This is a genomic window from Cyclobacterium xiamenense (assembly GCF_900109255.1).
GTDB classification, from domain to species: Bacteria; Bacteroidota; Bacteroidia; order Cytophagales; family Cyclobacteriaceae; genus Cyclobacterium; species Cyclobacterium xiamenense.
Genome location: NZ_FNZH01000001.1, coordinates 101,110 through 123,367, shown reverse-complemented (window position 1 = coordinate 123,367; position 22,258 = coordinate 101,110). Strand labels below are relative to the sequence as shown.

The following is a 22,258-nucleotide window of genomic DNA, read 5'->3' as shown; positions in this document are numbered from 1 at the left end:
GAAACCTGTCAGGTAGGATGGACAAGCCGGAAAAAAAACACCTGGTCGTATTGACCGGAGCCGGGATTTCTGCGGAAAGCGGAATCCGTACGTTTCGGGATGACAATGGCTTGTGGGAGGGCCACGATGTGATGGAGGTGGCCACGCCCGAGGGCTGGAAAAAAAACCGGGAATTGGTATTGGATTTTTACAATCAGCGGCGGAAAGCCTGCCGGAAAGCCCTTCCCAACACGGCACACCTGAAGCTTGCGGAAATGGAACAGCAATACCGCGTAACAATCGTCACGCAGAATGTAGACGACTTGCACGAAAGAGCGGGTTCCACCCGGGTCATCCACCTGCATGGAGAGCTTTTCAAAGCGCAGAGCAGCCTGGACCCCAGGCTGGTTTACCCCATGGAAGGAACGGAAATCAACCTGGGGGACACTTGTGAAAAGGGCTCCCAATTGCGCCCTTTTGTCGTCTGGTTTGGTGAACCGGTTCCCATGATGGATGCCGCCATCGCTGCAGTGAATGATGCCGACGCCTTCGCGGTGATTGGTACCTCGCTATTGGTGTACCCGGCAGCAGGCTTGATCGACTTTGCTGCGGCAGAAATCCCTAAGTACATCCTGGACCCAAAAATGCCTGCCTATTACCCAGCCGCAAATTTGATTCCGATTGAACAAACGGCAGGAAAAGGGGTCTTGCTCCTGGAAGCGTACCTGCAACGACAGTTCTTTCCGCAGTAACCTTTTTTTCGTACTTTTGCTTCCAAAACAGCAGCCCTTGAAAACAGCCATAAACACGTATTCCAAAACCGATACCGGTATTCTACTCGCAAAAAACATCCTGAAGCTCAGCATTGCCGGCTTCTTCATTGGGAGTTTTCACGCACAGGATGCCTGGGTAGGCGTGATTTTGGCACTATACCTGGCCTATTCCCTGGTCAAAAAATTCCGAATTCATGCGGAAGACCGATACGTTTTCCTTACGGGTTCCCTGTTGGGAGGGCTGTTAGGAGTTTGTTGCGAAGCATGGGGAATTTACTACGGTCATTGGGAATACCATGATCTGGGAGGGCGTACCTTTCCCTATTGGTTACCATTTGCCTGGTCCCTCGCCTTTACTTTCGTTTATCAGCTGGAAAAAGACCTGTTTGCATCCCTTCGCATGGAACGTACCCGTGACAAGGTAATTCTTACCTTGTTGGTAGCGCTGATATTCCCTACCTACGGAGAGATCATCACCATACAGATGGGCGTATGGACCTATGCCTGGCCTTACCAGTTTTTTGGCGTTCCCTTATTGGCCATCTTCCTACTGGTCGTGTTCCATACCGGTGTCAATTACCTGATGGTCCAGATTTGTCGACGAATGGGATGGCAAAACGAGGTGTTCCATCCAGCCTGATTTAGCGAACGAGCGTTTCCAGCGTAGCCAGATACACCCATTTCTGATCACGTGAATTCAGGCCCGCTTCTACCGCCTGCTGCTGCGCTTCCGTGATTTCCATGTCCTCGTATTCCATGGAGTTGAAGAATTGCAGGTAGTTGGCATAAATATTCATGGTCAGGTGGGTAGATTTGGCCTCACTACCGGTGGGAAGTGCGGTGCGCAGGAAACACCAGTTTTCCATCAGGTCTGCCTGTATCTTTTTCTGATGGATGGGCAAAAAGACCTCCTTCTCCGCCCGTTCGTAGTCCTGAAATTTGCCTTCTACGGCTTTCATCAGGTCAAAGGAAGCCAGCATCCCCGGTTTAAACTCAAACGCATCGGAGGTCCTGGCCACCTCCACCATATAGCTTCGTACGGCCAGATCCCGCATGTCCATGGCATCCCTGATTTTGTTCCGCACCTGATCTTCGTCCATCTCCGGAAAGGCACTGATTGCGAGGTCCACCAGTTGATCCGGATCGTTTCCGTTCATCATTTTAACAGGATCCTGGTAATAGGTGACGGTAACGTACTGAAAATTTTCTCCCTCCAAATCGGAACCCGACTGCAGAGACCAGAAATCCCAACCTTCGATGTGGCCTTCCGATTTCGAAACTTTGTGTACTTCTGCCAAAAAATCTTTGTACTCCAGGTAATCCAAAACCCGGTTGGGTTCAACTTTGATAAATTCAAAGACCAAATACTGCTGTTCCTGTGCGATGAGGCTTAGGCTTACAAGTAGTGCCAAAAACCCCGTAATTAGCTGCTTTTTCATAACTCGGTTAATTGGGTTCCCAGTTAAGGTACAAATTTTTAAACAGAAAAAATACCGATTATCCGTTTTTCTCACCTCCCGAACGAATTCCATTGCAAAATAAAAGCCCTGAATGGTTGAAACTCCATTCAGGGCCTGTTAAAATCGACGTCTAAAACAGGTCTATGCGCGCAACAGCTGTTCGATTTTCGTCAGTTCTTCCTCCGAAAAATCAAGCGCCTGCAGGCTGTTTACGTTGTCGTTAAGTTGTGCGGCTTTGCTGACTCCTACCAAAACGGATGTAATGCGGGGATCTTTTAGTAGCCAGGCAATGGCCATTTGGGCCAGACTTTGGCCTCTTTTCCTGGCCAATTCGTTGAGTTGCTCCACGGTAGACAAAAGCGCTGGGGTGATCTTGTCGGTCTGGAGGTACCTCCCATCCTTCACGGCCCGGGAGTCTTCCGGAAAACCTTTCAGGTACTTGTTGGTAAGCACCCCCTGCTCCAGGGGAGAAAAGGCAATCGCTCCGATTCCTTCGGTCTCCAGCACATCCAAAAGTCCATCCTCCACCCAACGATCCATCATGCTGTAACGCGGCTGGTGAATCAAACAGGGCGTTCCCAATTTTTTCAGGATTTTCGATGCCCGCGCGGTGTCTTCCGCATTGTACTGAGAAATCCCTACGTAGAGGGCCTTCCCCTGTCGTACGATCAGGTCCAGGGCAGCCATGGTTTCCTCCAGCGGGGTGGCCGGATCGGGACGATGGTGGTAAAAGATATCCACGTAGTCCAGCCCCATGCGGCGAAGACTTTGATCCAGGCTGGCCACCAGGTATTTTTTGGAACCGAAATTTCCGTAGGGGCCTGGCCACATGTCCCATCCGGCTTTGGAGGAGATTAGGAGTTCGTCCCGAAGTGGCTTAAAATCTTTTTCAAAAATTCTTCCAAAGTTTTCTTCCGCGGCACCGTAGGGTGGTCCGTAATTATTGGCCAGGTCAAAATGCGTGATACCGAGGTCGAAGGCCGTGCGAAGAATGGTTCGCGCATTCCTGAAATCATCGCTATGCCCGAAATTATGCCAGAGACCCAGGGATAGCATGGGCAGGTCGAGGCCACTTTTGCCACACCTCCTGAATTTCATGGATTCGTACCGGCTTTCTTGCGGTTGGTAGGGCATCAGTGGATCCAAATCGTTAATTTTCATGGGTAAATCGTAGGTTAGTTGGAGCGCCAAAGGTACACTTTAATCCAGAAAATGGAAATCAATCTTCTGCCAGAGGTATGATCCGGCTTTGGGGTAACTTCGGCAAAAACGCCTGCAACAAGGCTTGGGTTTCCACCACACGCTTTACGGGCTTCAAAAAAGAAAGGACTTCCCCACTGTGCTGCAGGTCTGTCGCCTGATCGATGTAGCCAAATGCCGCCAAAAATCCATCCTCCACGAGCAATACGGCCTCCTCTTCCGGGTTTCTTCCCCGGTCTTTTATCAGAAAGCGCTCCCCTGCCCGGCTACCGCCTTCCTCCCACAAAACAGCAGCCTTTCGGTTGTACGCCTCGGGAGCTTCGAAGCCACAGCAGGCACCGGCACATTTTCCAAGGGCAAAATCGTAGCAGGCTCCCGGTGTTTTCTGTATCCCGGTTAGTTTTGGGCAGAGCGCGAGTTCACTGGTTTTTTCCAACAGTTTTTTCCAGGCTTCAGCATGACTGCTAAAGGTGAGTATCGGTTTTACGCCCGGAAAAATCTTATTGACCTGAAACCGCTGAAAGCCCTGTTGGTCCGAGTACGCAAAAATCCCCCAGGAGGCTGCTTTTACTTTCAGGGAGCGGTTGTATTTCGGCCACAACCGCTTTATTTCCAGTGTTTCCAGCAATAGCGCAAGCAGTTCACTTCCCGTGACTTCAAAGCTGACGGCATGTATTTCGGATTTTAGGCTTACCTTCGACTTGCCGGTAAAATGGCCTTCAAATCGGCTTTTGATATTGACTGCTTTGCCCACATAAATGACCTTACCGTTTTTATCGTGAAAATAGTAGACGCCTGTGGCCGTGGGCAACTGCCTGTACTGTTCGTGGCTGATATTTGGCGGAAGTACGCGTGCCTTTTCCTTCCCTTTGATGGCTCGGGGAATTTCTTCCGTACGGTCTTCCCGAAGCATTTGCTCAAAGAGCAAAGCCGTGGCCCAGGCATCTCCCAGCGCCCGGTGCCGGTCTTTTACCCGAATACCCCGTGCCTCACACAATTGACCCAGGCTGTAGCTTCTGAGACCGGGAAAAATCTTACGACCAAGCCGGACCGTACACAAGCGGCGGGGTTTGAAATCCTTGTTTTCCTGCGCAAATGCCTGTTTGACAAAGTTATAATCAAAACTCACGTTGTGCGCAACAAAAATTTTTCCCTCTAACAAGTCCCATAAATCATTGGCTATCGCAGAAAAATCGGGCGCATCCGCCAACATACCGGCATCAATTCCGGTAAGGCCCGTGATGAATGCCGGCAACGAACGCCGGGGGTTAAGCAGCTGCTGGTAATGGCCCGTAATCTTTTCTCCATCGTGAAAGACAACGGCAATCTCAATGATGCGGTGCTGGGCAGCAAAGCCGCCGGTAGTCTCAATATCTACGATGGCATACATAAGCAAAAGATAAAATAACGGCTATTGGCTGGAGAATCAAAAGGAATTGATTTAAATTCTTTCTTGAATTCCTCTTATCATTTGCGTAATATTAAGTTTTGATGGTTGGGAAACGACTTTTATTCACGGCCCAGGTATCAGAAAGGATAAACCAACGAACCCGCTACGCAATGAACGAAAAAGCCGATGCCTGGCAGATGGAACTGACCCAGATTACCTGGGATGTGGATACGCTGCTAAATGGGTACGACCTGACTACCCTCAATCAAAAGCCCGGCCCGGAACAATGGAGCCCCATGCAGGTAGTACACCACCTGGTGCTGGTAAACCGATCCTACTTCCCCATTTTTGATCAACTTATCGAGCAGCGCTACAAAGCGCCACTGCTTGGAAAAATCCCTTTCTATGGCAGGAAATTGGGGGAACTGATTCTTTCCGCTAACCAAAAACCTGCCCGTATCAAAACCTTTTCCCCCTGGGAACCAGGTAATTCCCTGCACGATAAAGAACTGCAGCAGGCATTCGTCGACACCCAGCATCGGCTATCGGCCTACCTTCAAGAGCTAGAGCCTTATTTTAATCGAGGTCTGATGATCGCCTCTCCCGCCAATCGCTGGCTAGTCTATCCCCTGGATACAGCCATTGACATCATCATTGCGCATGAAAAAAGACATTGCAAACAACTGAAATCCTTATTGGCTTCGGAAAAATGAAAACAGAAAAAGAAAAAATGCTCGCAGGCGAATTGTACCTCGCCTCCGACCCGGAGCTTTCCAAAGAACGGCTTCAAGCCCGGGTCTTATTAAAAAAGCTAAACGACAGCGCCCCGGATGAAACGCTGCTTCGGCAGCAGGTACTTTCCCAATTACTGGGAGCGGTGGGTGCAGACGTTGGATTGGAGCCTCCTTTTTTCTGCGACTATGGCTACAATATACGGGTGGGCGACCAGGTGTTCTTCAATTTCAATTGTGTGGTGCTGGACGTAACACCGGTACATATCGGCGACCGCTGCCTGTTTGGACCGAATGTGCAGATTTATGCAGCCACGCATCCCCTTGATGCAGCCACCCGGGGATCTTTATTGGAATACGGGAGGCCCATCCGCATCGAGGACGATGTCTGGGTAGGCGGCGGGGCCATCATCTGTCCCGGGGTGCACATCGGCGCACGCAGCATTGTGGCAGCGGGTGCCGTAGTCACCAAAGACCTGCCTTCGGATGTAGTGGCCGGAGGCAATCCCGCCAGGGTCCTAAGAAACTTGAAAGCCGATGAGCGGAGGGCCTAGCCTACGCTTGTAGCTTTTTTTCGTGGTTTTCGCGGATTACCCGCCGAAGTATTTTTCCAACGTTGGATTTGGGGAGTTCGCTAACAAAATGGATTTCTTTGGGCACCTTATAGCTGGTCAGGTTTTCCCGGGAAAATTCGATTAATTCCTCTGCTTTAAGCGAAGGATCATTGCTCACCACGTAGGCAATCACCCGTTCGGTCGATTTCTCGTCCGGTATCCCAATCACCCCTACTTCGTTGACCATCTCGTGTGCCGCCAACGCATCTTCCACCTCGTTGGGGTACACGTTGAATCCCGAAACCAGGATCATCTCCTTTTTCCGGTCAACGATGCACAGAAATCCATCCTCGTCCAATACGGCGATATCCCCTGTCTTGAACCATTCCCCGTAAAATGCGGCGGCGGTTTCTTCAGGCCGTTGCCAATAACCCGGCATTACCTGTGGACCTTTCACACAGAGCTCACCTCGCTCGCCCAAAGGCAACTCATTTCCGGCATCGTCCACCACCTTAACCTCCGTATTGGGAAGAGGCACACCAATCGTGCCGAGCCGTTCCGTTCCATCGATGGGATTGCAGGAAACCACCGGAGAGGTTTCGGTAAGGCCGTACCCTTCGGCTAGTGGGGTACCGGTCACTTTCTGCCAGCGGCGGGCAACGGCCTGCTGCACGGCCATTCCCCCGCCTACGGCTATTTTCAGGGATCCAAAGTCCAGGGATCGGAAGGCCTCCTGATTCAACAAGCCATTAAAAAGGGTATTGACACCTGTAAACACACTAAATCGGTGTTTCTTTAGTTCCTTGCAAAAACCGGGCATGTCCCGGGGATTGGTGATCAGCACGTTATGTGCACCGATCTTCATCATGGCCAGGCAATTGACGGTAAGGGCAAAAATATGGTACAGCGGCAGGGCCGTTATGACCGTCTCCTCCCGTTCCCGTAGCTTTGGTTTCATCCAGGCAGAGATTTGCTGCATGTTGGCAACAATGTTGCGGTGACTCAGCATCGCTCCCTTGGAAACTCCGGTGGTACCTCCGGTGTATTGAAGAAAGGCCAAATCGGCTCCCTCCATTCCCTGCTTTTCAAAGGCCTTCGGATTGCCTGCTGCCATTGCCTTTTTGAAAGACCAAGCATCCGGAATGGAATAGGCAGGCACCATCGTTTTCACGTATTTCACGACCAGGTTAACAATCGCTCCCTTCAGTCCCCCCAATAGGTCTCCGATTTCGGTAACGACCACGTGATTGATTCCGGATTCTTTCCGTATTTTCTCCAGATTATGGGCAAAATTTGCCAAAATCACCACCGCCTTTACACCGGCATCGGTAAACTGATGCTTCATCTCAGACGCCGTGTACAGCGGATTGGTGTTTACCACAATCAGCCCTGCCCGGAGCGCGCCAAACATGACCACCGGATATTGCAGCAAGTTGGGCATTTGGATACCGATGCGGTCCCCCTTTTTCAGCTGCAGCTCCTGCTGAAGAAATGCCGCAAAGGTCTTTGATAAGACATCCAGTTCATTAAAAGAAATGGTTTTTCCCATGCACTCATAGGCAACGGCATCTCCATATTTCCCGATGCTTTCTTCCAATAAATCCACCACACTGCTAAACTCGTCCGGGTCTATCGAGGTGGGTACCGATTTGGGGTAAAATGTAAACCAGGGGGAATCTTCCATATCCAATACATTAAGGTTAGGTAATTGGGCTAATTTCACTAAGATATTGAATGTACGCTTCTTTTAAAACGTTTTGTAAAATTTTGTTGTAAAGGGGGGATTTGCGAAGAAATTACCCCTTTCCCGGCCGGCCAAGTTGCAAGCTCCCCTTTTTCTCCTTTCTTTTACAAAACCGTTTGCAGGTATGCGTAAAAACACGAAGGTATGATGAGGTTTTTGGCTGGGATCGTTACTGCCCTTTTGTTGTATGGATTGATCCAGTTGTTCGTCCGTCAAACCAACGAAAAACAGGAACTCCAACAAAATACCGCCCTGCTGGAGCAACAAATCCGGCAGGTAGGAAAGCTGGTGGTAACCGAAGGCTACTTTTCCCAGGTGTTGAGTTACAAAAACTCCCGTAAAAACTACTTTGATATTTTTTCTGCCAATAAAAAAGCATTGGTCATCGTCAATGCAAAAGTGACCGTGGGATACGATTTGCGCCAACTAAAAACAGAAATTGATACCGAAGCCAGGCAGGTACGGATTGTACAGCTCCCGGAACCAGAAATCAACATTTACCCCGATTTGGAATATTACGACGTAAGCCAGGATTACTTTAACGAATTTGATGCGGACGATTACAACAAAATCAAAGGAAGCGTGCATCAGCTGCTGGAGAAGAAGATCGCGCAGTCTGACCTGAAGACCGATGCCCGCGAACGCTTGCTCAGCGAGCTATCAAAAATATACATCCTCACCAAAACCATGGGCTGGACGCTTCATTTCGAAGAAGAAATCCCGCTTTCCCCAGAGGAACTGGAGCGGCTCAACTATTAAAAAAGCAAGGATCTTCCTACATGGGATGGATTTTGCCCGTCGTTTCGCATGCCTTCACCCAACTGGTTGGGAACGCTACTTTCCGGGGATAACTACCCCGACGACGGGAAGCCCGGTTGGCCTTACTGCTCTTACTGGGCTGGTGGGGACACCTTGAAAACGGAAAGGCTTTCGGCCATCAGGATCCCGATTCCATTGGAAATGTTCGAAAAAACCTGCACCGGCTGGGCAAAGGGATCTCCCTCGTTCCACCATTGCAATCCGTACGTCGTATGAAATTGGAAGTAATTCCTGGAGACGGTTTTCAGGGTAAATCGAATTTCACCCCCCTGGGCATCCGGAGAAAACGAACTTTCGATAAACAGCTCGAGATTGGCTTCCTGCCCCTCAAACAGGCGATCGTCTATTAACAATTTCCCATAGGTATTGTAATCGCGTTCGTACGTAGGATTCTTCGGCTCCAGGTAGAGCGGATAGTTGTTTTCGTACAGTACGGTGTTTCCCTGCTCGTCCACATACGAATAATACCCGAAATAGTCGGCGGAAATCTCGTAATAGTTTTCACCTTCCGGATCGTCAAATAGTAAACGGACGTCTTCCCTGGATGACCAGGAGTCCACTTGCACCCGGCCCTGGTACACCACCTGTTTAATTGGTACCGAAAGCGGAATACTTTCGGTGGCACGAACGATTTCGTATCCGGGTAACTCCGCTTCCAGGGTATAGGTATTTCCTTCCCGTAGCAACAGCTGCAAGTTTGTGTATTCGCCGGTTTCCTCATTGAAGGTCAGCGGAAAGCGTTCATTCTGGTGAATCAGGTTAACGGCCGCGTCGGGAATGGGGCTAAATTCCCACTCGTTGTCCAGGATGTGCTTGCTGTAGGTCAGCCGTACTGCGGGAAAAAGGTTGTTTTGGAGATTGGCATTCATCGTCACCTGGGGTTTGTCGAAGGGAATTTCGATATCAACCACGGTTTCACAGGCGAACAAAAACGGGACAAGGAGAAGCAGGTAACCCAGCTGGCTGAAATTCCGGATATAGTGAAGGCATGTTTTCATTAGCTTTTAGAATTTAAATGCGTAAGCAAACGACGGAATGATTGGGAAAAGGCTGTATTGCATCAACTTCCGGTTTCCCTGCCGGTCGTAGCCCAAATCCATGAAAAACGGATTCATTCGGCTGTACACATTGTATATTCCCAGTGTCCATTTGCGCTCGCCCCATCGTTTGGTTTTCCACCAGCTAAAACTCAGGTCCAGGCGGTGGTAGTCCCGGTTTCTGAAATTGTTTCTACTTTCGTAGTAATTGACGTTCGGTCTGATTCCTCCACTAAAGCGGTTCATTTCCAATCCCTCGTACCGCTGGGTAGGCAGAGAAACCGCATTTCCCGTTCCATAAACCCAGGCCAGGGAAAAATCCTTGTTGTCCTTCCATTCGTGTGTCAAGGCAAAACTTACGTCGTGCCTCCGGTCGTATTTGTAGGGAAACCACTCCCCAAAATTGACTTCGTCAAACCTTCGTTCGGTATTCGATAGCGTATAGCCCAGCCAGCCCGAAACCCTGCCGACCTTGCGTTGTACAAGAAATTCGGCGCCAATGCTTTTGCCTTCGCCCACAGCTACTTTGTCCTGCCAGTCCTGGTCCAGGTTCAGGTACGTAGCCCCGTCCTTGTACTCGATCAAGCCGTCCATGGTCTTGTAATAGGCTTCCAGGCTGATTTCGAAACCGTTCACGTTTTTTACGCCACCTACGGCTACCTGCATGGCTTCCTGTGGGCCAATCCTGGGCGTAGCGGGTACCCAAAGATCCGTGGGAAGTCCCAATCCCGCATTGGTCAGCAGGTGGATAAATTGTGCCATGGTCACAAAGGAAGCCTTTAGCGAAGTAGAGGCATTCACCAGATAGCGTGCTGCGATGCGGGGCTGCAGGGAGCGGTAATGCTGCCCGTCCGAGATAAACCCGGAATAATGAAGCCCCAGGTTGGCTTTCAATCGGTCGCTGAAGTTGATGTCGTCTTCGGCATAAGCGGCGTATTCGAAAGAATCGAGCTCGTCGGCTCCCAACCGGAGATCGTTATCGGCCGCACTACTTCTGCTCGCATACACCCCCGGAGAAAAGCGATGCAAAATTCCATTTACGCCAAAGCGGATGTAGTGATCGGGATTGGGAATGTACTCAAAGTCCGACTTGGCTGCCCAGTCCCGAATCCCTGAAAAATACCGCTCGGAATAGGAACTCCTTTCGTCCACACCTGCTCCCGTAATCCGCTCATCGTAATTGCTAAACAAGTCAAACTTATACCGGCTATGGGTAAAGGTATGGTTGCTAAAGAGACGGCTGTTGATCACATTGTTCCAGCGAAGCGCGGTGATGAAATTCCCCCAACTCAGGCCAAATTCATCTTCGTAATCCGTTCGCTCGTTTTCGAAAACATAAAAATCCTTATACCGGGAATAGGCTTTATCGTCTCCGGAATACACGCTCAGGTACAGCCGGTTCTTATCGTTGATGATGTGATTGATTTTACCGTTGAGGTCGTAAAAATAATACCCGATATTTTCCTCGCCGGCCGTGGTGGCTTTGATAATGGGACGTGCCAGCAAATCCAGGTAGGTTCTCCGGGCAGAGAGAATAAAGGAGGTCTGATCCTTGACAATGGGGCCTTCTACCGTCACTTTGGAAGCAATCAACCCGATTGACCCTTCGCCTTTGTATTCCTGCATGTTGCCCTCTTTCATGCTGATATCGATCACCGATGACAAACGACCGCCATAGCGGGAGGGAAAACCTCCTTTGATCAATTCCACATTGTTGATGGCATCGGCGTTAAAGATGGAAAAAAAACCGAAAAGGTGCGAGGCATTGTACACGGGCACTCCGTCGAGCAAAATCAGGTTTTGGTCCGGTCCCCCTCCCCTTACGTACAAGCCACTTCCACCCTCCGTGCCCGATTGCACGCCGGGCAGCAATTGCAATACCTTGAACACATCCACCTCGCCCATAAATGCGGGCAATTCTTTGATTTGCTTCAGTGGCACGTTGATCGAACTCATCTTGGTGACTTCCTGAATCTGGTCCATTCCTGCCGCCGATACCACGACTTCCTCCAGATTCCCGTCGGGCAGCAGCGACACGTTAACAACGGTGTCCTGCGCTACCTTCATACGGAAGTTTTTGGTCTGAAAACCGACAAAACTAAAGTAAAGGTCCACGCTATCGGCTGAGGTAGTATAGCTGTAAAAGCCAAATTGATTGGCAACCGCGCCTTTTTCGGATACCCGATCGAAAACATTGGTGCCGATTAGGTGTTCACCCGTTCCCGCTTCCGTCACGGTCCCGCTAATGGAAATCCGCTGCGCAAACCCGGAAATACCAAGTAGCAGGAAAAAAAACGTTAAAATCTGGTGTTTCATTGGAATGCCACAGTCATGCAAACTCAGGTGCATATGAAAATTTTTTCAAATTTATTTGAATTTTTCGATCAACTAGAAATAATTAGTAAATCTAACACAAATTTAATTTCACTTTTTTCAGCTCAAGGCCTGGCGGGTTGGTTTCCGAACAGAAAAACGTCGAATTGAGGTTTACTACCACATCCGGTCTGCAAACCCACGCTTCCGAAGACAAGACGGATAAAATGCTGCAGGTGAGACACCCGAAAGGAGCTATTTTGAAGAATTTTTCAACACCGGAGCCTTTCTCTTCCAGGGGGGTAGGCTAAAGATTAACCCGCTTCCATTGGAGGGGAGGCATGACCCTTCGCCCTCACAGGTGGCACGGGTTAGTAAAATCCCTAATGCGCACACGCCATGTTCCTGTTGGCGAGCATTGCCTATAGCAATCGTTTCTTTAAGAGAAATAGCACGCCAAATGCAGTAGCGGCAAGCAGCAGCAATAGCAGTCCGGAACCCGGGTTGCCGAATAAGATCGACCCGGTCCCAAACAAAAAGGCGTATACAGCGGTAATCCCTGCGGCGAAAGCCAACAACGCAGCCTGAAAATCAAAATACTGCCTGGTGTCCACCTTTTGGCCAGTTTTTTCCAGGTAGGCATGGATTCGCTTCCAGCCGGGGCCGGGGGCCTTTGTTTTTTGCACAAAAGCGACTAGGACCTCTCTGTCCGTGGCCCTGGTCCAATAAGCCGTTAGTACCCAGCTCCCCGTTGTGAATAAAATACCCGCTATCAATTCGGCGGCATTTGGGAGCGGCTCGAAATACAGCTCGTGCAAAAATGCGAAATACAGGGCAACCAAAAAGGAGGCGGCCATGGCCACCAATTCGCTGAGGGCATTGATTCGCCACCAATACCAGCGCAAGATGTAAATCAATCCCGTTCCCGCCCCGATCTGAAGCAAAATACCAAAGGTCTGCAATGCATTTTCCAGGTGCAGGGCCACGTAGCCCCCCACTACCATGATTCCTATCGTGGTCAGCCGCCCGACGGCAATCAGGTGTTTTTGGGAAGCGTCGGGTCGGATAAATCGCTGGTAAAAATCGTTCACCACATAGGAAGAACCAAGGTTAAGCATGGTGGAGAGGGTAGACATGTAGGCGGCCACCAGGGAGGTGACTACCAGTCCCATAATCCCTACCGGCATGAACGATAGCATGGCGGGATAGGCCATGTCGTCCTGCACAATGGAAGCATCGGCATTTGGAAAAGCATCCCGCAATGCATCCATGTCCGGAAAAACCAGGATGCTGCACAGGGCGACCAGAATCCAGGGCCAGGGGCGGATGGCATAATGCACGATTGTAAACAACATAATGGAGGAAAGCGCATGGTTTTCGTTCTTGGCTGCCAGCATCCGCTGTACGATAAATCCGCCCCCGCCCGGCTCTGAACCCGGATACCAAACCGACCACCACTGCACAAATACCGGGATCAGAAATACCGCCAAAAATAGTTCCCAATGATTGATGTCAGGGATAAAATTCAGTTTATCGGTAATATCGGGATGCTGAATCAATTGATCCAACCCACCGACAGCAGGATGATTGACCGACACCCAAGCCGCGGCGATGGCCCCTGCAAGGGAAAGTCCAAATTGCAGAAAATCCGTAAACACCACGCCACGCAGGCCACCCAGCGTGCTGTACAGTACCGTGACAAACCCGGATATCAGCAAAACGGGCAAGGGACTGAGGCCCAATAGCACCCCTCCGATTTTGATCGCCGCGAGTGAGACCCCGGATATGATCACCACATTAAAAAAAATACCCAGGTACAAGGCGCGAAATCCCCGAAGAAACGAGGCCGGTCGACCACTGTACCGCAACTCGTAAAATTCAATATCGGTAAGTACTCCCGAACGCTTCCATAACCTGGCAAAGAAAAAAACCGTCAGCATGCCGGTCAGCAAAAAGCTCCACCAAACCCAATTCCCGGAGACGCCATTTTTCCGTACTATATCGGTGACCAAATTGGGGGTGTCGGTGGAAAAGGTCGTGGCAACCATCGATATTCCCAATACCCACCAGGGCAAATTGCCGCCCGCCTTAAAAAACTCCTGAACGTTTTCGGATGATTTTTTGGAACTGTACAAGCCTATTCCCAGCGACAATGCAAAAAACAGAAGGAGGATCAGCCAATCAATGCCCTGTAGTAACATGCCCGGAATATAAGACATAAACTGCAAACTAGTAGCAAGTTCGCCGCAAAACCAACCGACATTGATGGAAACACGGCCAATACCCCGGCCATTGCATCGCCACTCGTCGGAATAGGCTAGCGGCGCAAGAAAGAAATACCCTGAACGTAGGCTGCAGTCCATCTCACAAGGCTCCGGCGGGAGTCCCATGCGTTTGTACCAGGGAACGAAATGAATGGCCGGAAAACCAATTTGCCTCTCCGAGACCTAACAGGAGTCGAATCAGAAAGTGGCAGTGGCTGGCACATTTCAGCCCTAAAAGGTAATGGTAAACCGCGCCCCTTCTCCCGGTTTGCTGGCTGCCTCGATTTTACCTCCCAATGAGGTGATATGGCTGTGAACCAAATACAAGCCAATACCCTTGCCGTCTGCGTTGGAATGAAAGGTCTCTCTAAAACCGAACAACTTGTCTCCAATCTTATCCGTATCAAATCCAATCCCATTATCCGAAAAAACCAATTGGGTACGCTCGTTGACCAGCTGCGAATGGATGGAAATGAGGGGAACGGTTCCCGGCTTCGCGTATTTGATCGAATTGGTAAACAGGTTGAGGAAAATACTTTCCAGGTAACCGGCATTGAAGTTGACCCTGTTTCCTTTGGAAAAATCCATCAAGACTTGGGTCTTGGACGTTTCAATGAGCGACCGAATGGAATGCATCACCTTTTTACAGCTTGTGTCCAGCTCCACCGGTTCCAGCGATACCGCCAACACATCCCGCTGACTCAAATTGTCGACGTAGCCGTCCAGGGTGTTTTTTAGTCCTTCGGTGGAAAGCTGCATCATATCGATAAACTCCAACATCTCCGATTTTTCCATGGTGCGGGCATTCACCAAGCTGAATAGGGCCAGTAAATTGTTTACCGGGGAACGCAGATCATGCGAAGTAGTAAAGGTCAATTCTTTTAATTGTTTGTTGGATTGGGTTAATTTGGCGATCAACAAATTTCGCTCTTCTTCAACTTTCTTATTGTGGGTGATGTTTTTGGCAATCGCGTAAATCAATTGCTGTTCCTTGTCTGGAACCGATGTCCAGGAAAACCAAAGTGTTTCTCCTTCCCTGGATAAATACCGGTTTTCAAAATGCATCAGGGGCATGCCTTCCACAATCGTGTTCCGGGCATGGGAGGTTCGTTTCAGATCCTCGGAATGAACAAAAGTATCGATTGAGCGGGTATACAATTGCTCATCGGAATAGCCCAGCACTTTTTTCAAGGCAGGATTGATTTTCTTGAAATAGCCGTCAAATCCTGCGATACACATTAGATCCAGTGACAAGTCAAAAAACAAATCCATCCGGAAAGAATCCACGCGGATTGGAGTTGCATTTTCGTTAATCGAACGCATAAGAATGATTGCCAATTACTGTTAAAAATATGCTTTGGTATACACGCTACCAAAACCAAAAATAATTACCGCTGTTTTCGTCCTGCTAAACTATCAAACAATTCGATACTTTTACCGATTTCTGATAATTTGTTTTGAGTAAGGAGCTGGACTTGCAAAAAAACAAGGGCTTTCACTGACAAAATCCCCTTCATTTCGCCAAAAAAAATCACAGCTCATCGACGGGTGTCCACCGCCACGCCACAGTTTATCTGGGTTTGATCCAACGCCATTCCGATAAACATGGGGTAACTCCAGCTTTTGTACCGGCCCCAGATTTCGCCACTGTATTTCGGAAAGACTTCGTTTTGAATGGCAGCCAGCAAGGGTTGGGCGTTCTCGCCCAACTGCCGCACGCTGATCGCGGCCTGCAATACCTGTACCTCGTCTTCCTGTTTCAATAGTTCTTCCAATACGGCAAAAGCCTCCGGATCATTTTTTCGTCCGGCCAAAATCTCAGCGGCCTTGGTTCGTACGGCTGGCATTTCGTCCTCAAGCAGTCGGCGCACCGAAGGCATTACCGCATCGATTTCACCAGAATAAGCATCCAATGCCACCAGGGCCCAAAACCGCTGTGCCGGTTCGGTGGCTACAAAAAACGATTCCAGTATCGCCGGGTCCTCCACCTTTCCCACCAATTGGGCCACCTCCAGAATGGACCGAAACCGCTCGGGAGAATACTCCCGGGCGATTTCGTACACGCTTTTCCCAGCCGCTTTGGCCTGCGCCATCATGATTCCTTCCGAAATCAACCCGGTATCCCGATGGCGAATCATCCAAGCATCCAAGGCTTCACGCAAACGGGAAACCCGTTCCGCCACTTCCAGATTAGCGACCAGGTTGGTTTGTTCCAGGGGATCGTTTTCCAAATCGTACAGCAATTCTACCGGCTTGGGTAGAAAAAATTGCCGGACCGGCTCGGATAACTGCCCCAGGGCCCTCAAGCGATTGATCTCTTCGTAACTCCCCCCCTTATTAAATATCAGGGCATTCTGGTAATAGGGCAACTGTGGCATAAAATGACGCACGTACAAATACCTGCCGTCAAACACCGACCGGGATACTTCGTAACAATCGTCCGCCCGGTCCCGGTAGCCAAATATAAATTCTTTTTCCTCCGCTGTTTCGCCCAAGAAGTTGGTCCCTTCCATGCCTTCCGGGACTACGGCTCCCGCAAGCCCGATCACCGTGGGGGCAAAATCCACAAAACCCACTTTGTGGTCAGTTACGGGAGCGGCTAGGTTGCTGACGAGGTGCTTGTATTTGTCCGGAACGTGCAGAATAAAAGGAACCTGTAAACCTGCATTATCCAACCAGCGCTTGTGCCCGGGCAAACCATGTCCGTGATCCGAGAAGACAAATACGATGGTTTCCTCCAGCAACCCGTCGGCTTCCAACTCGGCAAGCAGCCTACCCACTTCCTGATCGAAAACTGCCAGCAAATCGTACATATGGGCCCAAATTTCTCGCATTTTTGGACTGTCAGGAAGGTGCGGTGGCAATACTGCCTGATCGGGCGCACTGAAGACCTGCAGCGACTCGGTATCGCTGTCGCGCAGCGCATTTATCGGCCCCTCATGGGTCATCATAAAGTTGAAAACACTGAAAAAAGGCTGTCCTTCGGACCTATTGCGCCAGTGGGCTTCCCTGCTGCTTTCGTCCCAGCGACCCTGATGATCAAAATTGTAATCGGTTTTAACATTGTTACTCGTATAATAGCCCGCTTCACGCAGCACTTCCGGTAAAATTTTCATCCCCTCGGGCACCGGAATTTCGGAGCGCAAATGCTGTGTTCCCAACGAAACGGCATACCTGCCGGTAATCAGCGTGGATCGGGCAGGCGCACAGATTGGCGCATTGGAAAAAGCCTGGGTAAACCGGATGCTCGTCTCCGCCAGGCGATCAATATTCGGGGTCCGTGCATAGCTGTCTCCATAGCAGCCGTATATGGGACTCAAGTCTTCGTGGGAAATCCATAGAATATTGGGGCGATCCAACGATGCTTCGGGCGCACCACAGGCGACCAATCCCAAGAATAGCAGCAGCAAGGGTAGAAGGCCGCCTCCCCTGCGGTTTGTATGGACTGTATGGTTCATGCTTTGTATGTCTTACCGTTTCGTTTTTTTCAAAATGCTTTCGAATCTATCCGCCGCACCGCCAGCCAAAGCATCGCGATAGGCTCATGCCGACATTGACGCTGCCTTGTTCGCAGTTATTTTTTTACGAGCAGCGCAATGCTGCCATTTCGTACCGGACTCTTTAATGTGAGGGTTTCATTTTCGGAAATATTGCTGGCCGACAGCCATTTTGCGTCGTGTACCGAAAGCCAATGAAGTACGCCGGTTCCGCCCATGGCGGAAATATCCACTAGCACTTCTCCCTCATCTGGAAAATAAATCAGGTAATACCTTCCCTCGTTGGCGGCACAGTAGGCCTCGTTTTCCTCCCGGTCAGCAAGCAGGTCCATGCGTGGCTGCATTTCCCAAAACCGTACTTTTTCCTCCACTTTTCTTACCGACGCGATGGCCCGCATGGAGGGAATCGAGAGCCCCAGACCGGATGGCGGACGATGAAAGCGGCTCGATGCAAATCCGCCAAGGATATTGCGAAAGAACGTTTCTACCGCGTGCCTGCCGTCAATTCCCCGGTTTACCCAGGAACTGGTACTACTGCCATAAATTTTGGTACTGTTGACTGGCCTGGGATTGGGTTCGATGTACTCAAAGATGGCCCGAGCCTTGTCCCAGTTTTGTTGCCCGGTATTGTGGCTGTTTTGGGACAGGTCGATGTAAGAGAAGGTATCCGGTCGATCGAGTGTTCGCCGATGCATGGCAGAGGTGATATCCCAATCGTCCCACATTTGGGTGACCATGATTTCCTTTTCCCCGGCTTCTTTTTTTAAAAACGCGGCCCAATACAGCGCCCACGCGTCTTCCCCTTTGGTTTCGTTGTCGATGCAGTACAACACGTGGTCATAGGGCAGGGAATGCGTTAGGAGTTTTCGCACAAACGATTCCTGGTAGGCCAATAACTCCGGATTGTGATCCAGGGCTGGAACCGTATAAAAAAAGGGCTGTTCGTTGGCGCCGGGGTGATTGGGATACAAGCTATCCAATCGGGCACTTTCGTAGGTGTAGTTGGTATTATTTGCCGGGTGGTAGGGATCCGTTAGCCAATTATCCCGGGAGTGATCAAAGCGGTCCCAAATTTCAATTTGTACGACGATATCCCGTTCGGCCGTCCACCGCAGCAGGCTGTCAAATTGCCGCCAATAGGCCTCGTTCCAGGTATTCAAATCGTATTTGCCCTCCCCGTTTCGGGCGAAAGCGCGTAGGTCTCCCGGATCCCGATCGCTCATGGTATTACGGATATAGTTTCCTCCCACCGCATGCAGACTGTCCAGGTGGGATTTCAGGTGGAGGTTCTGAAACAAATTATCGTTATCCGTCGCTCCCAGTAGAAGTACCGGTTCGCCCCGGTATTCCCAATAGGCCGGGTTCGCTGCCCAGGGCCGGATTCCGGAGGGCGCTTCGGCTTCCGATCGCTCAGCCGGTACCGACTCGCATGCCGCAGCCAGAAAAGCAAGAAATACGTACAAAGTTGTGCAACCTGTTTTCATTCCGAGGAAATTAGACGTATGCGCTTATAGGCAGTCAGGGAGGGGCTGCCAGTATCCCGCACTTCAAGAATCAGGTGAATGGCCTGCTCCGGAGCCAGGTCTGGCATGGTCAGTGTCACCGCCGTACCGGCTGCTTCGTATACCATTTGAAGGTCTGCATCGGGACGGTAAATTTCCTCGTACACCCACCAGCGGAACGCCAGCTCCTGCCCGTCCGGGTCGTAGGTTCCCTCCGTCTCCAGCCGTATAAGCTCCCCTGCGTTCGCAGAAACAAGTACCGGTTCGGTACCGGCATGCCCGTTCACTACCACTACTGGGTTGTGATTTGCTTCTCCGTAGGAACGATGCGCCCATTGCACGCGCGCCATAAAATCGGATTGAAACGCCTTGCGCCAGCGTGCCACCGAGTGGCGTTCGTTGAGGGTGCCGTCCAGGAAATCCGGGGCGTCTATGTAAAGATTACCGCGCAATCGGCGGTACCGGCCTCCCCAGCCTCCCCATTCCGGTTGGTAGGGTACATTCAGCCCGTTGGCAAGTAAGCCCAGAAAGGAGGGGCTATCTCCTTCTTTCATCCCGTTTGTCCCATGCCCGTGCAATTGATAGCGCTCGCTAAGCGGGCCGTTTCCGTGGATATTCGCCCGTACCCAGTCTCCGTCCTGCATGCTTTGATCGCCGGTCATGTACATGCCCCGAAAAGCGGATAATTCCCGAATACCCGTAAAACCCTGCCAGGCAAAACCATTAGCAATAACGTTTAGCGCCTTAAACTCCCGGATCAGGTACTCCCGATGCCCGTCCTGGTCCCCGATGGCATGCACCTGAATTTTTTGGCAGAAGGCATCCACCGCCTCCGGTGAACGGCTTTGTTTCACCCGCCAAAGGGCCTGCGCTAGTTCCCGCGAACCACCCCAAATCGGGATATGAACCAACGCATCGGACCGGTCGACCAGGTCGATGATGGCTTCCGAGGCATCGCTATCAAACCCCTCCCCAAGGTCTTTGGAATTCCCCAGACCTTCCCGAACCCGGGAAAAAAGCGAGTCCGGATGAGGGAAATCATCCGAATGCAAGCGCAGGTTGGGATAAATTTCTCCATAGGCGTCCAGCTGCGCCCGAATGATCTCAGGTCGAATGTCCTGCCCGTGTCCCATCCTACTCGTGGCACATAGCGCCAGGATATCAAAATGATCCGCGTAATACAAAAAACGCGTCAGGCTTTGCTCGTCGTCGGTATCTCCTCCAATATCCGTCAATACGATTACCTGGGGTTTCTCCTGGCACATGCCGTTGCCCGGCAACAAAAAGCAAGCGGCTAGCAATCCAAGCAGTACATGGGTATATCCTTTCATCTCGTTTATTTCTTTTACGGGTAAACGTCGAATTTTAAAAGAAACGGCGCCATTCGCCAATCAGGCCCCTTCGCAGGTCCTATTTCAATTCCAGGGCCTCCGTATTCACAAAGCCTTCGCCCCGGATCGCAATGAAATCCTGCAATAGGGCTTTCAACTTTTCGGGGTGTGACTCGGCCAGGTTTTCTTGCTGTCCCTTATCCCGACTCAAATCATACAATTGAAAATCCGTATCGTTTCCCAGTTCGATGTTCACCTGGGTATTTACCGCCGGACCACCGTAGGGGGGAATGAGCACCCAGTCTCCCTGCCGGAAAGCGGTACGCGTGGTTGCTTCCAGCACCAGGGATTCCCTACCCTGCTCTGACTTTCCGAGAAAGGTATCCATTAGGTCCTTTCCATCCGCACTGCGTTCGGAACTGCCCGTCAAGGCGGCCAGAGAATTCAACAAATCCAATTGGCTGACCAATGCATCGGACTCTCCCGGCGCGATGGTCCCTTTCCAATAGGTAATAAAGGGCAGGCGTGTGCCTGCTTCAAACAAACTGTATTTTCCTCCTCGAAACGGTCCCCAAGGCGTATGGTCACCTAGTTTTTCCACGGCCTCATCGTAATAACCATCGTTTAACACCGGACCGTTGTCACTGCTAAAAATCACCAGGGTATTCTCCAGCAAGCCCGCTTCCTCCAGCGTTTCCATAAACTGTCCGATACACCAATCGGCTTCCAAAATCACATCTCCCCTGGGCCCCATGCCAGACTTGCCGACAAACCGTGGGTGAGGTGTACGCGGCACATGGGGTTGCTGAAAGGCATAGTACAAAAAGAATGGTTCTTCCCGATCTTCCCGTACGTACGCACTGGCTTTTTCCAGAAAATGATCGGCCATATCTTCGTCCACCCATCGGGCTTTCTCCCCGCCTTTCATATAACCAATGCGGGGGATCCCGTTGACGATGCTGTTATTGTGCCCGTGGTGCCAATTCATGGTTAGCAGCTCGGGGTTGTCCTTTCCTGTAGGTTCTCCTTCGAAGTTTTCGCTATAGCTCACTTCAATGGGATCGTTGGGGTCCAGGCCCTGTACCAGTCCGTTTTCCAGGTAAACGGTGGGCACCCGATCCTGGGTGGCCGCCATGATGTAGGAATAATCAAAGCCCACTTCATTTGGTCCCGGGCTGATCGGTTCGTTCCAATTTACCTGGCCGGTACCCAAACCCAGGTGCCATTTACCCACCACGGCCGTGGTATAGCCCTGTTTTTTCAACATTTTCGGGAGTGTCAACTCGTCCGTACCAATAAGTAGCGGAGCTGTTCCTGGCAAGATTTTGGCATTTTCGTTACGCCAGGGATAGGTTCCGGTAAGCAAGGCATAGCGACTGGGCGTACAGGTAGCAGAGGAAGCGTAGGCCTTCGTGAATTTCATCCCTCCATTTGCCAAAAAATCCATGTTCGGGGTTTCCAGGCTACCGGCCTCGTAAGCACTCATGTCCCCATATCCCAGGTCATCCATGTAGATAACAATGATATTGGGCTTTTTTGGGAGGGTTTGCTCCTCGTTCTTTTCGGAGGAACAGCTGGAAAAAAAAGTGAAAATACAGCTGAAAATCAGGGTTACTGCAATTGGGAATCGAGCCATGAACGGAATATCGGTTATTGGTGAAGAA

17 protein-coding genes are annotated in these 22,258 nt (G+C 50.6%); 5 read left to right on the top strand and 12 right to left on the bottom strand.

The genetic code is table 11. The features are described from left to right. Positions 1 to 17 precede the first annotated feature (17 nt). Both BMW71_RS00400 and BMW71_RS00395 read left to right on the top strand, forming a co-directional pair. Positions 18 to 731 carry an SIR2 family NAD-dependent protein deacylase gene (locus BMW71_RS00400; RefSeq protein WP_092167954.1) on the top strand — a complete coding sequence of 238 codons (714 nt, stop codon included), beginning with the start codon at positions 18 to 20 and terminating at the stop codon, positions 729 to 731. A gap of 37 nt (positions 732 to 768) precedes the next feature. Then, positions 769 to 1,392: a hypothetical protein gene (locus tag BMW71_RS00395; protein WP_092170079.1), complete on the top strand. Its 624-nt coding sequence runs from the start codon at positions 769 to 771 to the stop codon at positions 1,390 to 1,392. A 1-nt stretch (position 1,393) separates the two neighbouring features. Here BMW71_RS00395 and BMW71_RS00390 read toward each other — a convergent pair whose 3' ends face one another. The 3 genes from BMW71_RS00390 to BMW71_RS00380 form a co-directional block, all read right to left on the bottom strand. Further along, positions 1,394 to 2,191 carry a hypothetical protein gene (locus BMW71_RS00390; protein WP_092167951.1) on the bottom strand — a complete coding sequence of 266 codons (798 nt, stop codon included), beginning with the start codon at positions 2,189 to 2,191 and terminating at the stop codon, positions 1,394 to 1,396. A gap of 162 nt (positions 2,192 to 2,353) precedes the next feature. Next, the gene (gene mgrA, locus BMW71_RS00385) at positions 2,354 to 3,373 is read right to left on the bottom strand and encodes an L-glyceraldehyde 3-phosphate reductase (RefSeq protein WP_092170076.1); all 1,020 of its coding nucleotides are present in this window, start codon (positions 3,371 to 3,373) and stop codon (positions 2,354 to 2,356) included. Positions 3,374 to 3,431: 58 nt separating this feature from the next. Further along, the gene (locus BMW71_RS00380; RefSeq protein ID WP_092167948.1) at positions 3,432 to 4,802 is read right to left on the bottom strand and encodes an exonuclease domain-containing protein; all 1,371 of its coding nucleotides are present in this window, start codon (positions 4,800 to 4,802) and stop codon (positions 3,432 to 3,434) included. A 170-nt stretch (positions 4,803 to 4,972) separates the two neighbouring features. On the opposite strand from BMW71_RS00380, the gene BMW71_RS00375 reads away from it, so the two are divergent. Beyond that, positions 4,973 to 5,515 carry a DinB family protein gene (locus BMW71_RS00375; protein ID WP_092170074.1) on the top strand — a complete coding sequence of 181 codons (543 nt, stop codon included), beginning with the start codon at positions 4,973 to 4,975 and terminating at the stop codon, positions 5,513 to 5,515. Continuing rightward, positions 5,512 to 6,087 carry a sugar O-acetyltransferase gene (locus tag BMW71_RS00370; protein ID WP_092167946.1) on the top strand — a complete coding sequence of 192 codons (576 nt, stop codon included), beginning with the start codon at positions 5,512 to 5,514 and terminating at the stop codon, positions 6,085 to 6,087. The genes BMW71_RS00375 and BMW71_RS00370 overlap by 4 nt, the downstream gene beginning before the upstream one ends. A 1-nt stretch (position 6,088) precedes the next feature. On the opposite strand, the gene BMW71_RS00365 is transcribed toward BMW71_RS00370, so the two are convergent. After that, positions 6,089 to 7,771 carry an AMP-binding protein gene (locus BMW71_RS00365; RefSeq protein ID WP_092167942.1) on the bottom strand — a complete coding sequence of 561 codons (1,683 nt, stop codon included), beginning with the start codon at positions 7,769 to 7,771 and terminating at the stop codon, positions 6,089 to 6,091. A gap of 204 nt (positions 7,772 to 7,975) precedes the next feature. Between BMW71_RS00365 and BMW71_RS00360 the strand changes: the two genes are divergently transcribed. Next, on the top strand, positions 7,976 to 8,590 hold the full coding sequence (locus BMW71_RS00360; protein WP_092167940.1) for a DUF4230 domain-containing protein: 615 nt from the start codon (positions 7,976 to 7,978) through the stop codon (positions 8,588 to 8,590). A gap of 131 nt (positions 8,591 to 8,721) precedes the next feature. Here the strand turns inward: BMW71_RS00360 and BMW71_RS00355 are convergent, their stop codons facing one another. The 8 genes from BMW71_RS00355 to BMW71_RS00320 all read right to left on the bottom strand — a co-directional run bounded on the left by BMW71_RS00355 (position 8,722) and on the right by BMW71_RS00320 (position 22,230). Continuing rightward, positions 8,722 to 9,648, bottom strand: a complete 927-nt coding sequence (locus BMW71_RS00355; RefSeq protein ID WP_092167937.1) for a DUF4249 domain-containing protein — start codon at positions 9,646 to 9,648, stop codon at positions 8,722 to 8,724. Positions 9,649 to 9,654: 6 nt separating this feature from the next. After that, the gene (locus tag BMW71_RS00350) at positions 9,655 to 12,003 is read right to left on the bottom strand and encodes a TonB-dependent receptor (protein ID WP_092170071.1); all 2,349 of its coding nucleotides are present in this window, start codon (positions 12,001 to 12,003) and stop codon (positions 9,655 to 9,657) included. 419 nt (positions 12,004 to 12,422) lie between these two features. Further along, positions 12,423 to 14,201, bottom strand: coding sequence for a sodium:solute symporter family protein (locus tag BMW71_RS00345; protein ID WP_092170069.1), 1,779 nt, complete (start codon positions 14,199 to 14,201; stop codon positions 12,423 to 12,425). A gap of 294 nt (positions 14,202 to 14,495) precedes the next feature. Continuing rightward, the gene (locus BMW71_RS00340; RefSeq protein WP_092167934.1) at positions 14,496 to 15,587 is read right to left on the bottom strand and encodes a sensor histidine kinase; all 1,092 of its coding nucleotides are present in this window, start codon (positions 15,585 to 15,587) and stop codon (positions 14,496 to 14,498) included. A 215-nt stretch (positions 15,588 to 15,802) separates the two neighbouring features. Continuing rightward, a complete protein-coding gene (locus BMW71_RS00335; RefSeq protein ID WP_092167932.1) occupies positions 15,803 to 17,722 on the bottom strand; it encodes a sulfatase-like hydrolase/transferase in 1,920 nt (639 codons plus the stop codon). Positions 17,723 to 17,838: 116 nt separating this feature from the next. Beyond that, a complete protein-coding gene (locus BMW71_RS00330) occupies positions 17,839 to 19,245 on the bottom strand; it encodes a hypothetical protein (protein WP_092167929.1) in 1,407 nt (468 codons plus the stop codon). After that, positions 19,242 to 20,594 carry a DUF1593 domain-containing protein gene (locus BMW71_RS00325; RefSeq protein ID WP_092167926.1) on the bottom strand — a complete coding sequence of 451 codons (1,353 nt, stop codon included), beginning with the start codon at positions 20,592 to 20,594 and terminating at the stop codon, positions 19,242 to 19,244. Before BMW71_RS00325 ends, BMW71_RS00330 begins: the two co-directional genes overlap by 4 nt. A 79-nt stretch (positions 20,595 to 20,673) precedes the next feature. Then, entirely contained in the window at positions 20,674 to 22,230 is a 1,557-nt protein-coding gene (locus BMW71_RS00320) for a sulfatase family protein (protein ID WP_092167924.1), read from the bottom strand. Between the last annotated feature and the right edge of the window lie 28 nt (positions 22,231 to 22,258).